The sequence below is a fragment of the Frankia gtarii genome (assembly GCF_025403375.1).
Classification (GTDB): domain Bacteria; phylum Actinomycetota; class Actinomycetes; order Frankiales; family Frankiaceae; genus Frankia; species Frankia gtarii.
Genome location: NZ_JAMPTM010000014.1, coordinates 23,906 through 38,623 on the forward strand (window position 1 = coordinate 23,906; position 14,718 = coordinate 38,623).

Here is a 14,718-nt window from a genome sequence, read left to right on the forward strand (position 1 = left end):
ATCAGTTGTACTTCGCCAGGAAACCGGCGTCGACGGGCAGGGTGACCCCGGTGACATACCGGGACTCGTCCGAAGCCAGCCAGGCGACGGCGTGGGATATCTCGCCCGGTTCCATCCAGGGAATCGGCAGCAGGTTCATCGCGGTGAAGGTATCCCCGAAGTCGGCCACGGTCGGGTTCTCCACCCCGGGGGCGAAGGCGCTCCAGATCGTCTCGTTCTGAATCATTTTGGTATTCGTGGAGCTGGGATGGATCGTGTTGGCCCGGATGAAATGCGGGGCCAGCTCGTTCGCGAGCGATCGCATCAGTCCCACGACGGCATGCTTGCCCATGTTGTAATGCACCTGGTTGGGGAACCCGCGCATACCGGCGGTCGAGCTGATGATGATGATCGAGCCGCCGCTGCCCTGCTCTATCAGGTAGGGCACGGCCACCTTGCAGGTGTTGTAGGGCCCGTGCATCTGCACGTCGATCATGTCCCGGTACATCTCGTCGGTCATCTCGACGAAGGGTGCCGCCGACCATATTCCGGCGTTCGCCACGACGATGTCGAGGCGACCGAGCTCGTTGACGCCGTCCCTGACCGCGGCGCTCAGTGCGGCGTGGTCGCGGACGTCGGCCTTGCGGGCGACCGCGCGGCGATCCAGCTTCTCGACCAGTTTCGCGGTCTCGTTGAGATCGTCCAGGCTGGCCAGCTCGTACGGGACGCTCGGGATGGGCTCACAGATGTCGACCGCGATGATGTCGGCACCCTCCTCGGCAAGCCGGACCGCGTGCGCGCGCCCCTGGCCCCGGCCGGCTCCGGTGATGAGCGCGACCTTGCCGTCTAACTTTCCCATGAATTTCCTCCATACTCATGCGCAGCGATAGTCCGCCGTCGACACAAAAGTGAAAAACAATCGGTTGCCGTAAGGCTGGACGATTTGTCGTAGATGGTCAAGAGCCAGCCACCGCCGCACGCTCGCGCTTCCACTGCTCCGCCGCCTGGGCCCGGGCGGCGGTGGTGGCGGCCCGGTTGTCGTCGCTCTGGGCCAGGACATGCTCGTACGAGGCCAGGACCGGGGCGAGGGTTCCGTCGAAGCGCGGCATGACCTCCTCGGCGAACAGCTCGTAGCTGCGCAGGGTGTCCGCCCAGTTCGCGAAGTCGATGCCCTGGAACAGGTAGGTTCCGAAGCCGCCGGACCGGTCGAGCAGCCGCTGGATCTGCGCCGCCGCCATGTCCGGGGTGCCGATCGAGGCCCGCCCGCTGCCGTTGAGGGTCTCGACAAGCTCCGCGGTCGTGTCCGGCACCGGTATCGCCGACGGGCTGATGTGGGAGAGGTACTCGTACTGCCAGCGCAGTCCGTGGCCGCACTGCTCGATCGCCGCCGCGGAGGTCTCGGCCACGTGCATCGGGCCCATCAGCCGCCAGTTCGCCCGGTCGATGGTGTGGCCGGTGCGCTCGGCCTCCTCGGTCATGATGTCCCAGTGCACCGGCAGCTGGTCGTTGCCGGTCGGGTCGGTGGCGGCCAGGGAGAGCAGGCCCAGCCCGTGCCGGCCGGCGAGCTTCGGGCCGGACGGCGACACCGTCCCGACGACGGAGATGTCGACGCTTCCGTGATACGGCCGCAGCTGCAGCACGGCGTCGCGCAGGGTCACCCAGTCGGCCTTGTGGCTCACGGTCTCGCCGGCGATCAGCCGCAGGATGATGTCAAGCGACTCCTCCATCCGCGGCCGCAGCTCGGTGGCGTCAAGCCCGAACATGGCGGCGTCGGTGGGCAGCTGGCCCGGCCCCGCGCCGAACATCACCCGGCCCCGGGTCATGTGGGTAAGCTGCACGATCCGGTCCGCCACCTGGAACGGGTGGTGGTAGGGCAGGGAGATCACCCCGGTGCCGAGCCTGATCCGTCGGGTGCGCTCGGCGGCGGCGGCGATCATCAGCTCCGGCGAGGCGACGACCTCGGCGCCGCCGGAGTGATGCTCGCCGAACCAGATCTCGTCGAAGCCGAGGTGGTCGAGATGAACCGCCAGCTCGATCGCCCGGCGGATCGCGAGGGTGGGGTTGAGGCCGACGACGTTCTGCGGCGGGATGAACACGCCGAACTTCAACGGGCGTTCCGGAGTGACTGCCATGGCATTCCCCAAAGGTCTGGACGGTACGGACGGGATCTGTGCTGGCGGGCGGCCCGTCAGCTGCCGGCGACCGGCCGGTCGTAGCGGGGCGGGCGCTTGTCCAGTGCGGCCGCCACGCCCTCGCGCAGCTCCTCGCTGTGCTGCAGCGCCGCAACCGCCCAGAAGCCAGAGGTGATCGCGGTCTGCAGGTCCTGCCCCCAGCTCGCCCGCAGCGCCTGCTTGGTCGCCTCGACCGCCCGCCGCGGGTGCCGGGCGATCCGGGCCGCCAGAGTCACCGCCTCATCGATCAGCCCATCCGGTTCGACAACCCGGTTGACCAGCCCGATCTGCAGCGCTCGGTTCGCGTCGACGAGGTCGCCGGTGAGGAACAGCTCCGCCGCTGTCCCGGACCCGACCAGCCGGGGTAGGAAGTAGGCACCGCCGTTGCCGGGCGGAAGCCCCAGCCGGACGTAGGTCTCGCCGAGCTTGGCGCGGGTCGAGGCGATCCGGATGTCGCAGGCCATCGCAAGATCCAGCCCGCCCGCCGTGGCCCCACCGTTGATCGCGGCAATGATCGGCAGCCGACTCGTCACGAGCCGCTGCGTGACCGGATAGAGCACTCGGGCGTTGAACGGTTCGTGCGTGACCGGCTGGACGTCGCGCAGATATGCCTGCATCGCCGTCAGATCGGCACCGGCGCAGAACTGACGGCCGGCGCCGGTGAACACCAGCGCCCGGATGTCGGAATCGCCCTCCAGGTCGTCGAGCGCGGCCTGCAGGTCGCCGGCGAGTTCGGGCACCACACCATTGGCGAACTCAGGACGGTTCAGCGTCAGCAGCGCGACGCCCGCTGCCGGAAACTGATAGAAGACCGTGTCGAGATCGACCTGTTTGCGATCGGTCATCGCACGTGCTCCAGGACCGTCGCGAGGGTCACGGCGTACCCGCCGCCCAGCCAGCCGCCGCAGTTCACCGCGAGCGCTCGCCGGGCACCGTCGACCTGTCGTCGCCCCGCCCGGCCGCGTAGCTGGGTGGCCAGCTCCGCGATCTGCGCCAGTCCCGTCGCGCCCAGCGCGTGCCCACGGCTGGTCAGCCCGCCGCTGGTGTTGACCGGTATCCGCCCGCCCAGATCGGTCTCCCCCCGCCGCACCAGCAGGTGTTCCTCGCCGCGCTCGCACAGCCCGATCTCGCCGTACTGCAGCAGCTCGGCCGGGGCGGCGGCGTCGTGCAGTTCGATCAGGTCGACGTCGGCGACCGACAGTCCGGACACCTCGGCGACCGCGGCGCTCGCCTCGACCACCGGAGGGGCCGTCCGACCGCCGCGCATGACGCATCCGCGCACGGCGAGGGGATCGGCATCGGGCAGGTGGGTCCGGGCGTAGCCGGCCGAGCAGACGACCGCCGCGGCCGCGCCGTCGGTGAGCGGCGAACACATCGCCAGTGTCAGCGGTGGGACGATCATCCGGCTGGCCAGCACCTGCTCGACGGTCTGCGGTTCGCGGAACTGAGCCAGCGGGTTGAGCGAGGCGTTGCGCCGGTTCTTCACCGCGACCAGGGCGAAGTCCTCCGCGGTGGCCCCGTTGCGGTCCAGGAACTCACGCGCCTCGGCGGAATAGAAGTCCATCAGGATCGACCTCGTCCAGTCCTGGTCCGGGCCGGCCTCGCCGATCTCGGTGATGTCCGTGGAGCCGCGCAGTGCCTGGAACGAACGAACCCTGTCCTCGCTGGTCAACTGCTCGGCCCCGACCGCGAGCGCCACCTCGGCGAACCCGGCGGACACCGCCTCGACCGCCATGAGCAGTGCCGAGGTGCCCGACGCGCAGGCGTTCTCCACGTTGACGACCGGCAGACCGGCCAGGTCGCTGCACCGGAACGCGACCTGCCCCTTGATCATGTCCTGTTGGGTCACCGTGGGCGCCACCGCGTTGCCGAAGTAGACCCGGTCAACGGCACTCGCGGCCAGTCCGGCGTCCTTGAGCGCCTCGTCCGCGGCGTCGGTCGCCATGGCCCGCAGACCCCAGCCCGGTGCCCGGCGAAACGGGGTCATGCCCGTCCCCGCGATCACGACGTCACGCATGCGCACCTCGGCGCGACTCGGAAACAATCAATTGTTTCATGCTTCGTCCTCCGCAGCAGATCATCGTGGTCCGTCCGGCCATCGGATGATGCCCGGGCGGAACACGATCAGCCGATCAGACCCAGCTCGTACCGGCCGACATAGTCGTACAGCTGGTTGGTGGTAAAGGAGTGCAGGTAACCCGCGCGGGCATCGCGATACAGCCGTTCGAGGACGTGCCCGCGCCGGTATGACGAGCCGCCGACCAGCCGGAACGCCTCGTCCGTCACGCTCATCGCCGTCTCGGTGGTGACCACCTTGACCGTGTCCCACCTCGGCTTGCGCTCGGCCACGGGCCACTGCTCGTACCTGCCCTCGACGGCGATCTGCCCGGTCGCGTCCAGCACCCGCTCGGCGATCTCGATCTGGGTACGCATCCGCCCCAGCGCGTACTGCACGTACCCGACCTGCTTGATGTCGGTGTCCTGGGCGCCCAGGGTGGCGCCGAGGTGCTTGGCCCGGAGGATCTCCCGCGCCTGCTCGTACGCCTTGTCGGCCAGGCCCAGGTAGACCCCGCTGAAGCCCATCGCGGCCCACTCGGCCTCACCGACCAGGCCCTGTCGGAAGTTGCCGCCGTACATCTGCCTGGTCGCCGGCGTCCCGTCGAGCACCAGGGTGTGGCTGCCGGTGGCCCGCATACCCATCGTGTCCCAGGTGTGCTCCACCGTGAGGTTCGACGAGTCGGTGGGGATGATGAACACGGCTTCCCGCCTGGCGCGCTCACGGAAGTCGTCGGGCACCGAGCCGTCCGGGTCGGTGATCGTGGCGTTGAGCGCGATCAGGTCCGAGCCCAGGACCAGCGTCGACCAGTTCTTCTTGCCGGTGATCCGCCAGCCGTCGCCGTCCGGCACGGCCACGGTGTCCGCGAGGCCGGAAAGACCGGCTCGGGCCTCACTGAACGGGCCACAGAGGATCTTCCGGTCACGCCCGACGGCCGTCATGATCGACGCCCGGACGTCGTCGTCGATCCCCGCGGTGTTCCGGAAGATGCCGACCATGGCCTGGTGCATGTTGTAGGCAAGGGCGATCGGCGGATCGCCCCTGGCTAACTCCCGCGCCACCAGAGCCGCCGTATGGATGTCCGCGCCGAGGCCGCCGTACTTCTTCGGCACGGCCATCACGGCGATCGCGCTCTGTTTGTACGGCTCGACGGTCTCGGTGGGAAAACGGTTCTCGGTGTCACACTCCCGACCGATCGCCGCCCAGGCCTTGGCCATCTGCTTCGCCTGGTCCAGCAGGTCCGCCCGCTCGTCTGCGGTGATCTCGGGCGTGTGTTTGTTCATCGGCATTCCTTGTCCTGGGGGCAGGGTTTCGGGGGCGGTCCTGGGGGTCCGGAGAAGACGGTCAACGAAGGTCACGGAAGAACTCGCGGAGTTCGGTGACGACCAGCTCGGGCTGTTCGGCGGGCGGGTAGTGGCCGCCCTTCGGCATGACGGTCCAGCGCTGCAGATTCACCGCCTCGGCGGCGACCCGGCGCGGCAGGAGCAGCAACTCCCTGGGGAACACCGCGAACGCGGTGGGCACCTCGATCGCGGGCCGGCGGTCGTGTCGGGGTGGCGGGGGCACCCCGCCGTCGTAGTGCTCGTGGTAGATCCGCATGGACGACGCGATCGACCCGGTCAGCCAGTAGATCGACGCCGTGGTGCACAGGAAGTCCCGGTCGAACAGGTCGAAGAACTCCCCGCCGCCGTCCCGCCAGTCGCCCCAGTCCCGGCGCCGGCCCCAGATCCACGCCGCGGTGCCCAGCGGGGAGTCCGCCAGCGCGTAGGCGAGGGTCTGGGGCTCGTTGCGGTGCACGGTGGAGTGACTCATGATCGTCGAACGGGCCCGCGCGGCCTGCTCGACCATCCACCGCTCGTCCGGGGCGAAGTCCTTCTCAGTGATCTCCCAGAGCCGCACGCCCGGGACGTTGGGCAGCGTCAGCCAGGCTCCGATCACCTGTTCCGGGAACCCGTGCGCGATCTCGCCGCTGGTCGTCGAGCCCCAGTCCCCGCCGCCGACGGCGTACCGCCGATAGCCGAGAACGTCGTGCATCAGCGTGTGCCAGTACTCGGCGATCTTGCGGGCGCCGAAGCCGGTGTCGGTCAGCGGGGTGGAGAAGCCGAACCCCGGCATCGACGGGACGACGACGTCGAAGGAGTCCGCCGGGTCGCCGCCGTGCGCCGCTGGATCGGTGAGCGGCCCGATCACCTTGCGCCAGTCCCAGAAGGTCCACGGCCAGCCATGCGACAGGATGATCGGCATGGGATCCGGCCCCTTCCCCTTCGCGTGCACGAAGTGGATCGGGGTGCCGTCGATCCGGACCCGGTAGTTCGGCAGATCATTGATCAGCTTCTCCTGGGCCCGCCAGTCGTAGTCCTCGGCCCAGTAGCGCACCAGGTCCTGGAGCCAGGACTTCTCGACGCCGTAGTCCCAGTCACCGTTGCCCGCGTCACCGGGCCAACGCGCACCCCGCAGGCGGGAACGCAGGTCGTCCAGATCCGCGTCCGGAATCGAGACGGTGAACGGCTCGGGATCCGTGAACGACCTTCCGTCGGCCATCGTGCATCTCCTTCACTGAATGACGGCGTGCGGCGATCCCACAACAAACAACAGGCTGTTCTTCTCCCCGCTACTTCGCGTACTGGTTCCTCGGGAAGGCGAGCCCGAGGTTCTCCCGCATCGTCCTCCCGGCGTACTCCTCGCGAATCAGCCCGCGCCTGCGCAGGATCGGCACCACCAGCTCGCAGAAGTCCGTGACGCCTTCGGGGACGTGGGAGATCTGCAGGATGAAGCCGTCACACGCGCCGGTCTCGTACCACTCCTGAAACTCGTCGGCCGCCTCCTCGGCGGACTTCGGGTAGATGTTGGTGCCGTTGAAGCCGTAGACGAGCTGGCGCATGGTCAGCTTCTGGTCCCGGGCCCGGGTGAGCATGTACTCCTGGTGCGCCCGCGGCATGCCGCGGCCGACCTCGGGCAACTCGATCTCGGGGACCAGCTCGTCCAGGTCGTACTTGGCGAGGTCGATGCCGAAGTACATCTCGGCGAAATGCCGCGAGACGTCGTCGTCGAGCAGCGACTGCATCTGGTCGTACTTGCGCTGGGCGTCCTCCGCCGTCTTTCCGAGCACCGGGTTGATCGAGGCGAGGACCTTGACCTCGTCGGGGCTGCGGCCCGCGGCGATCGCCCCCTCCTTGATCTGGTTGTAGTACTCCCGGGAGCGTTCGATGCTGGAGTTCACCGAGAACAGCACCTCGCCGTTGCGGGCGGCGAAGGCAATTCCGTCCTTGGAGGCCCCGGCCTGGCAGATCACCGGATAGCCCTGCGGCGGGCGCTCCATGTTCATCGGACCGGCGACCTGGAAGTGACTGCCCTTGTGGTTGAGTTTGTGGAGCTTCGCCGGATCGAAGAACTGCCCGGTCTCCTTGTCCCGGAACACCGCGTCGTCCTCATAGGTGTCCCACAGCCCCTTGGCAACGTCGAGGAACTCCTGAGCGCGGCTGTAGCGCTCCGGGCGCGCAGGGATGTGGTCGAGGCCGAAGTTCTGGGCCTGGTCGTCGGTGTAACTCGTGACGACGTTCCACCCGACCCGGCCGCCCGAGATGTGGTCGAGCGAGCCGATCATGCGTGCCAGGTTGAACGGCTCGCTGAACGTCGTCGACGCGGTCGCCACCAGCCCGATGCGTTCCGTCGCGGCGGCCAGGGCACCCGTGAGCGTCAGGGTCTCCAGACGGGCACCGCGCGCCGTCCGCGCCAGGTACTCGTCGGGTAGCGGCCACGCATCGAGACGATCACCCAGGAAGACCATGTCGATCTTCGCCTTCTCGGCCTCGACCGCCATCCGCCGGTAGTTCTCGAAGCTCAGCAGATCCGCGCCGGGACTGCCGGGGAGCCGCCACGCACCGTGGTGGTGGCCACCGGGCCACAGAAACACCGCCCAGAGGGCGGGGCCTTCTCGTCGTGCCATGTCCTTGCTCCTCCATTCACAAACGGACGGCAGACAGCAGCCGGCCGACCCCGCGCCTGGGACGGAAAGCACCTCTTTCCATCACAGGCGCCCGCCCGGTCATCTCCCCTTCCCGAGTCCCGCAGAGAGTCTCCGAACAATCATTCGTTTTCCATCCGGTACACCCGGCCACATCCAGGAAGCCGAGAACTACCTGCGCGGGACGCGGGCCGGGTCGATCCGAAGCGGTCGCAGGTACGACGCGTCCGCACGGTCGCGACGACACTGCGCCCCGGAACGCATCAGGGCAATCACACCCTCGTCGAGCCCCTTCACCGCCGCCAAGGCCGAGGCGTCCAGATCCTGCGGAACAACGTCGAGCGGCGCCCAGTCCCGCACGCACACCCGCGCGGCAATCGCCCACCGCCCATTCCGCTGCTCGAACCGGTCGATATATCGGCCACCGCTCATCGCCAGCGGAGCCCCCGCACGGTTCATTCCGACGAACATGTAGTACGTCTCGGTATGCGCGACGTCACCGTCCAGATCGACTGTGTAGTTGAGCACGCAGTGCTGGTGCGACAGGTGCGTTGCGGAGTGCATCGCGATGGCCCAGTCGGCGAATTCCTCCGGACTCCCCACGAAGACGCCGTGATCGTCGATCGCATCCGGATGGTAGACCGACAGCAGCAGCTCGCGATCCAGTCGGTCAATCCCGCGCGAGTATGTCATCAGGCAGTCGTGGATGGCCTGGCGATCGCGGAGCTCGCGCACCGCACGCTCCAGTTCCTGCGGAGTCATGCCTCACCACCTCGTGGGATTCCGAGCCGTCGCCGCATCGCCCGCCCCGCAAGATCCTGGTCCAGCCCGGAAAGATCAAAACAACGATTTGTTAATCGTCGTGCGACCACCGACCGCTGTCAAGCCTCACCCGCACCTCGCGGACTCGCCATCGCCCGCGGGCCCCCGATTCGCACCCGCCCGTGACCGGTTGCCGCGCCGCGATACCACTGCTACCGTACACGAACAAACAGTTGTTAGGAGGCGTGCGACGTGTCCACCGACGCCCAGGTACGCGGCCTGCCCGTGGAACCGCCCTCGCACCAGGCACCGAAGACTCTCGGCCCCGTCGAGGCGGCCATCGAGGCCATGCGGCGAGGCGAGATGGTCCTGGTCGTCGACGACGAGGACCGGGAGAACGAAGGCGACCTCATCATGGCGGCCGAGTACGCCACACCCGAGACAATGGCCTTCATGATCAGAAACACGACCGGTCTGCTGTGCGTCGCGGTCACCGAGGCTCGCGCCGCCGAGCTGCGCCTTCCCCTGATGGTCGCGACCGGAGACGATCCGCGTGGCACCGCCTTCACCGTGTCGGTCGACCTCAAGAGCGGCACGACGACCGGGGTATCGGCCACCGACCGCTCACTCACCGTACGTGCTCTCGCCGATCCCGCGACACGCCCGGAGCACCTGTCCCGCCCTGGCCATGTCTTTCCGCTCATCGCCCGGCCCGGCGGGGTCCTCCAGCGCCCCGGGCACACGGAGAGCACCGTCGACCTGTGTCGGCTCGCCGATCTCGAGCCGGTCGGAGTCCTCGCCGAGGTGACCGACGACGACGGGTCGATGGCGCGCCGGCCCGCACTGCGACGATTCGCCGCGCAGCATCGCCTGGTAACGCTTTCCGTCGACGACATCATTCGCTACCGCGGCGACCGCGAGTCGCTGGTCGAGCGCACCACGACCGGCCGGGTGCCGTCCGATCACGGCGAGTTCCGGGCCATCTGCTATCGATCGGTGACCGACGGGACGGAGCACGCCGCGCTGGTCATGGGCGACGTGCGTCAGCGGGAGAGCACCGACGAGCCCGTCCTGGTCCGTGTGCATTCGGAGTGCCTCAGCGGCGACGTGTTCGGCTCACATCGCTGCGACTGCGGCGAGCAACTCGCCTCGGCGATGGCCGCGATCGGTCGGGCCGGGCATGGCGTCATCGTGTATCTGCGCGGCCATGAGGGCCGCGGGATCGGGCTCGCCCACAAACTACGTGCCTACACGCTCCAGGACGCCGGCCTCGACACCGTGGATGCAAATCTCGCCCAGGGTCTGCCCGGCGACAGCAGGGGCTACGGCATCAGCGCGCAGATCCTCGCCGACCTGGGCGTCTTCCGGATCCGGCTGATGACCGACAACCCGGCCAAGGGCCGCGGCCCGGCAGATCACCGCGTCGACATCGTGGATCGTGAGCCGCTGGTCGGGCGGCCGAACCCCAACAACCTCCATCACCTGACGACGAAGCACATACGACTAAATCATGCGATGAGCGAGAGCGAGGTCTCATGACCACCGTCAACGCCACCGATCAGACCACGCTGTTCAAGAAGGCGATGGCCTCCTTTCCGAGTGGAGTCACGATCGTCACCACAGCCGACGCGGACGGGCGCTGGTGGGGATTCACCGCGACATCCTTCTGCTCGGTCTCCATGGACCCGCCGCTGGTGCTGGTGTGCCTGGCGGACAACGCCCAGTGCTATCCGGTCTTCGCCCGGGCCGACCGGTGGGTCGTCCATGTGGTCCACGCCGAGCACGCGGATCTGGCCACCCGGTTCGCCACCCGAGGCGCGGACAAGTTCGCCGACGCCGGGTTCGCGGCCGACGAACGTGGGCTGCCCGTCCTGGCCGGCGCCTGCGCGACGCTTGACTGCGCCCCCTACGCCCGACACACGGCGGGCGACCACACCATCCTCGTCGGCCGCGTCGAAGGGACCCGGGTCTCCGAGCAGCGCCCGGTCGTCTACTTCCGACGGAACTTTCACGCGCTGCCCGACAGTCACGGTTAGCCCTGGCCCTCCACGTCGAGCGGTGGGTGTCGATTCCATGCGCCGGTGCGGTCCCGATCGACTGACCGGGACCGCCCCGGGCACTGCCCGGGGCACCTACCCGGACAGTGCCACGGGGGCGTCCGGCGGCGCGTCGATGTCGGCGGGCGCGGGACCGGAATCGTCGCGGGCCGGCGCCGGCGTCCGGTCCAGCCGAGCCTTGCTGGTCTTCTGCCGCCAGACGGCGAATCCGACCGCGGTGAGCAGCGCGACGCCGTTGAACATGTCGCTGAGCCACTGGACCCCGGTGACGAACTGCAGTCCCTGCACCCCGGTGGCCAGCACGAACACTGCGATCACCGTTCCCCACACGTTGAAACGGCCCGGAGTGAGCTGGGTCGAGCCGAGGAAGGCCGCGGCGAACGCGGGCAGGAGCAGGGCCGCGCCGAAGGTCAGCGAGGGGCCGTTGAGAGAGGAGTACAGCACGCCGGCGATGCCGCAGATAGTGGACGACGCGACCAGCGACAGCCAGGTCCATCGATCGACGTGCACGCCCGCCAGTCGGGCTGCCTCACGGTTGCCGCCGATCGCGTAGAGATAACGGCCCGCGGGAGTGTGGTCGAGCGCCCACCAGGCGAGCAACACGATGGCGAGCAGGAACAGGACGACGACCTGGAATCCGCCGATGGAGTACTGGGCCAGGTTGTTCCAGGTCCGGCCGGTCGGCGGATTGGGCTGGGTGTTGCCGGTGGCGATCGCCTGGAAGGCACCCACGACGGTCGCCATCCCGAGCGTGGCGATGAACGAGTTGATTCCCAGCACGACGACGAAGAATCCGTTCGCGATGCCGATGAGAACCGCCGAGACGAGCGCGACGAGGATCGCCGGCCACAGGCCCAGGTGCTGACCGGTCTGCAGCGATCCGGCCAGGACGGCCGAGATGTTGACGGTGGCTCCGATCGACAGGTCGTAGGTGCCGCAGGCCAGGGGAATGAGGACGGCGATGCCGAGCATGCCGGTGATGGCCTGCGCGGAGGCGATCGAGTGCACCGTCGACATCGTGAGGAAAAGGTCGGGCGTCCAGACGCCGAAAACGATGACGAAAACTGCCCACAGGTAGAGACCGCTGAACCTGTCCAGGCCGAGGTTGATGGAAACGGATCGTCTCATGTGCGCCCTGATTCTCCGCCGAGCGAGTGTCGGAGCATGGTGGGGACCGTCGCCTCGTCGTGGCCGAGCTCGGCGACGATGTGCCCGTCGCGGATGACCAGGACACGGGAGCTGACCGCGCCGAGTTCTTCGAGGTCGGCGGAGCTGACCACGACGGCGCCGCCCTCCGCCGCGGCGCGCCTGATCTGTTCGTGCAGATCGGCCTTGGCCGCAATGTCGACGCCCTGGGTCGGCTCGTCGAGCAGGAGAACCCGCGGCCGGCGGCGCAGCCATTTCGCGAACAGGATCTTCTGCTGGTTGCCGCCGCTGAAAGTCTCGAGTCGAGCCGTGGTCGCCCGAGCCGGCCGGATGGCGAGCGCGGAGAACCACCGGTGGGTCTCGGCGATCTCGGGGCGCCGACGTAGCCGAAGCCGCTTCCAGAACGGCCGGAGATCGGTGAGCGCGATGTTGTGCGCCGCACTGAGCGTCATGATCCCGCCATGCGTCTTCCGGTCCGGTGGCAGATAGGCGAGTCCGGCCGCGATGGCCCGGTCCGGCCGCCCCGGCGCCAGGTCCGTGTCGTCGACCCGCACCAGACCGGCGTCGCGCATGACGGCACCGAAGAGGCTGGCCAGCGCCATCTCCCGCCCGGAGCCGGACAGGCCGGCGATCCCGAGGACCTCGCCGGAGCGCACCTGGAACGACAGGTCGCGCAGGTGGCCCGAGCGCACGTGGCGGGCGCTGAGCAGGACCTTCCCGGGTTCGGCGTGGCGGGGTCGGGCCGCCGCGACCGCGTGGCCGTCGGTGAGCAGGTCGACCAGCTCGCCGTGGGACAGATCGGCCATCCGACGCTGCGCCACCCGCCTGCCGTCCCGCAGCACGGTGACGGTGTCCGCCAGCCTTCGGACCTCGGCGAGCCGATGGCTGACGTAGAGCACGCCGACGCCCAGTGCCGCGACCTGGCGAACGATCTCGAGGAGCTGATCGACCTGGTCGTGCGGCAGGGTGGCGGTCGGTTCGTCCAGCACCAGCAGGTGCGCCCGCGCCGAGACGTCCCGGCGCAACGCACGTGCCACGGCCACGCCGGTGCGCAGCGCCGGGCTCAGTTCCGCCGCCCTGCGGCGGACGTCGACGTCGACGCCGACGCGGCGCAGCGACTCCTGCGCGATGCGCCGCGCCTCGCCGCCCCGGATTGTGCCGAAGGCGAGCGGATACCCGGCGCTGAGCGAGAGGTTGTCCACCACGGAGCAGGCGTCGACCAGACCGAGGTCCTGGTGCACGAAGCGGCAGCCGAGCTGGTAGGAGGCATCCACCGAGCCGAAGCGCAGCGGGCGGCCCGCCACCGTCGCCTGGCCGGCGTCGGGCCTGTGGTATCCGGAGAGAATCTTGATGAAGGTGGACTTACCGGAACCGTTCTCGCCCAGCAGCGCGTGGATCTCCCCTGGCGCGATCGTCATGTCCACCGAGTCCACCGCCGGATGCCCGGCAAAGGACTTGCGCAGACCGCTGACGACGAGGCTCGCGGGCAGCGGGTCCGACGGCGACGCGGGCGGCGTCGTCGCGGCCGGGGCGGGCCGGCTAGGCACCGAGGCCCCACAGCTTCGCGAACTGCTCCCGGAAGTCCGCCGGAGCGCTGGCCGTGTCCGAGGGCGTGCCGACGGTGGATCGGACCAGAAGCTGCTCCGGGGAGCCTCCGTCGTCGGCCGTGAAGCTCATTGCCTGGGACCGACGAAGGGCCGCGTCGATGAGCTGCCAGCCGATGTAGGAGCTGTTGTAGCTGGTGAACGCGGTCGCCGAGCCGTCGAGGATGTCCTGTTCGTTCTGCGCCGTCGCCAACGCCCCACCAACCCTGATGTCGTGCAGACCGGCTGCCCTGAGCGCCGCGGACAGCCCGGTCAGCAGCACACCGTCGGTCGTGACGACGTACTTCAGCGACGGGTTGCGTCTGAGCGCCGAGATGACTGCCGGGACGATCTGGTTTCCGGCCTGCTGCGCCACCGTCGCGTTCAACGTCTGGAACGAACAGGCCGAGCAGCCCGCCCGCACGGTGCGCTGGATGGCATCGCCGAGCTCGGTGAGAACCGGGAAGGCCGGAACGCTGACCAGCAGTCCCTTCCCCTTCGCCTTCGAATCCGCGATGAACCAGCTACCGACGATCTTGCCTGCCACCGCGCTGTCATCGCCGATCTGCACCGGTACGGTCCGGGAAATCGTCACGGGCCCGGTCTGCTGCGGGAGGATCGCGACGCCGGCCTTCTCGTAGTCGGCCTCCTCGCTCTTCCAGAGTTCCTCCGGGATACCGGAGATGCCCACGGCGACCGGGTCGTACCGCAGCGCCTGCTTCAGCCCGGAGATCAGGGTGGCCGGATTCGCGGAGTCGTAGTTGACGATCTGTGCCTTCCAGCCGACCTTGCCGGCCGCCTCCTGCACGGCCGAGCCGACCGTCGCGCACTGCGGCAGATTGCATTTCAGGTAGACGAAGGTCTTTCCCCGAGCCGGCGGACGGGCCAGCGGCGTGGTGGGCCCGATCGCGGTCGGCGTCTTCAGGTACTCGTTCACGGTGGCCTGCGCGGCGGCCACCTGGCTCGAGCTGCCCCCTCCGGAGCTCGAGGCCGCCCCGCC

General features: G+C 68.8%; 13 protein-coding genes. 2 read left to right on the plus strand and 11 right to left on the minus strand.

From position 1 onward, the window contains the following. Position 1 precedes the first annotated feature (1 nt). The 8 genes from NBZ83_RS04440 to NBZ83_RS04475 form a co-directional block, all read right to left on the minus strand. Positions 2-838, minus strand: a complete 837-nt coding sequence (locus NBZ83_RS04440; RefSeq protein ID WP_261566280.1) for a mycofactocin-coupled SDR family oxidoreductase — start codon at positions 836-838, stop codon at positions 2-4. Between the two features lie 97 nt (positions 839-935). Continuing rightward, on the minus strand, positions 936-2,111 hold the full coding sequence (locus tag NBZ83_RS04445) for an LLM class flavin-dependent oxidoreductase (RefSeq protein WP_261574379.1): 1,176 nt from the start codon (positions 2,109-2,111) through the stop codon (positions 936-938). 56 nt (positions 2,112-2,167) lie between these two features. Further along, a complete protein-coding gene (locus NBZ83_RS04450) occupies positions 2,168-2,995 on the minus strand; it encodes an enoyl-CoA hydratase/isomerase family protein (protein ID WP_261566278.1) in 828 nt (275 codons plus the stop codon). Then, the gene (locus NBZ83_RS04455; RefSeq protein WP_261566277.1) at positions 2,992-4,167 is read right to left on the minus strand and encodes a thiolase family protein; all 1,176 of its coding nucleotides are present in this window, start codon (positions 4,165-4,167) and stop codon (positions 2,992-2,994) included. The genes NBZ83_RS04450 and NBZ83_RS04455 overlap by 4 nt, the downstream gene beginning before the upstream one ends. 107 nt (positions 4,168-4,274) lie before the next feature. Continuing rightward, complete coding sequence (locus NBZ83_RS04460) at positions 4,275-5,489, minus strand: acyl-CoA dehydrogenase family protein (protein ID WP_261566276.1); 1,215 nt, start codon at positions 5,487-5,489, stop codon at positions 4,275-4,277. 61 nt (positions 5,490-5,550) lie between these two features. Then, positions 5,551-6,747, minus strand: a complete 1,197-nt coding sequence (locus NBZ83_RS04465; protein WP_261566275.1) for an epoxide hydrolase family protein — start codon at positions 6,745-6,747, stop codon at positions 5,551-5,553. A 70-nt stretch (positions 6,748-6,817) separates the two neighbouring features. Then, positions 6,818-8,152, minus strand: coding sequence for an LLM class flavin-dependent oxidoreductase (locus NBZ83_RS04470; protein WP_261574380.1), 1,335 nt, complete (start codon positions 8,150-8,152; stop codon positions 6,818-6,820). Positions 8,153-8,341: 189 nt separating this feature from the next. Then, positions 8,342-8,932: a nuclear transport factor 2 family protein gene (locus NBZ83_RS04475; protein ID WP_261574381.1), complete on the minus strand. Its 591-nt coding sequence runs from the start codon at positions 8,930-8,932 to the stop codon at positions 8,342-8,344. A gap of 252 nt (positions 8,933-9,184) precedes the next feature. Here NBZ83_RS04475 and NBZ83_RS04480 point away from each other — a divergent pair, with 252 nt between their 5' ends. Beyond that, positions 9,185-10,471, plus strand: a complete 1,287-nt coding sequence (locus NBZ83_RS04480; protein WP_261574382.1) for a bifunctional 3,4-dihydroxy-2-butanone-4-phosphate synthase/GTP cyclohydrolase II — start codon at positions 9,185-9,187, stop codon at positions 10,469-10,471. Beyond that, positions 10,468-10,968 (plus strand): flavin reductase family protein, encoded by a 501-nt coding sequence (locus NBZ83_RS04485; RefSeq protein WP_261566271.1) that lies wholly within the window; start codon positions 10,468-10,470, stop codon positions 10,966-10,968. Before NBZ83_RS04480 ends, NBZ83_RS04485 begins: the two co-directional genes overlap by 4 nt. Positions 10,969-11,064: 96 nt before the next feature. Here the strand turns inward: NBZ83_RS04485 and NBZ83_RS04490 are convergent, their stop codons facing one another. Genes NBZ83_RS04490 through NBZ83_RS04500 form a run of 3 tightly spaced genes read right to left on the minus strand, consistent with a single transcriptional unit; the run spans position 11,065 to position 14,676 of the window. After that, on the minus strand, positions 11,065-12,117 hold the full coding sequence (locus tag NBZ83_RS04490; protein WP_261566270.1) for an ABC transporter permease: 1,053 nt from the start codon (positions 12,115-12,117) through the stop codon (positions 11,065-11,067). Further along, positions 12,114-13,682 (minus strand): sugar ABC transporter ATP-binding protein, encoded by a 1,569-nt coding sequence (locus NBZ83_RS04495; protein ID WP_261574383.1) that lies wholly within the window; start codon positions 13,680-13,682, stop codon positions 12,114-12,116. The genes NBZ83_RS04490 and NBZ83_RS04495 overlap by 4 nt, the downstream gene beginning before the upstream one ends. Continuing rightward, positions 13,675-14,676 (minus strand): sugar ABC transporter substrate-binding protein, encoded by a 1,002-nt coding sequence (locus NBZ83_RS04500; RefSeq protein ID WP_261566268.1) that lies wholly within the window; start codon positions 14,674-14,676, stop codon positions 13,675-13,677. Before NBZ83_RS04500 ends, NBZ83_RS04495 begins: the two co-directional genes overlap by 8 nt. Positions 14,677-14,718: the final 42 nt, after the last annotated feature.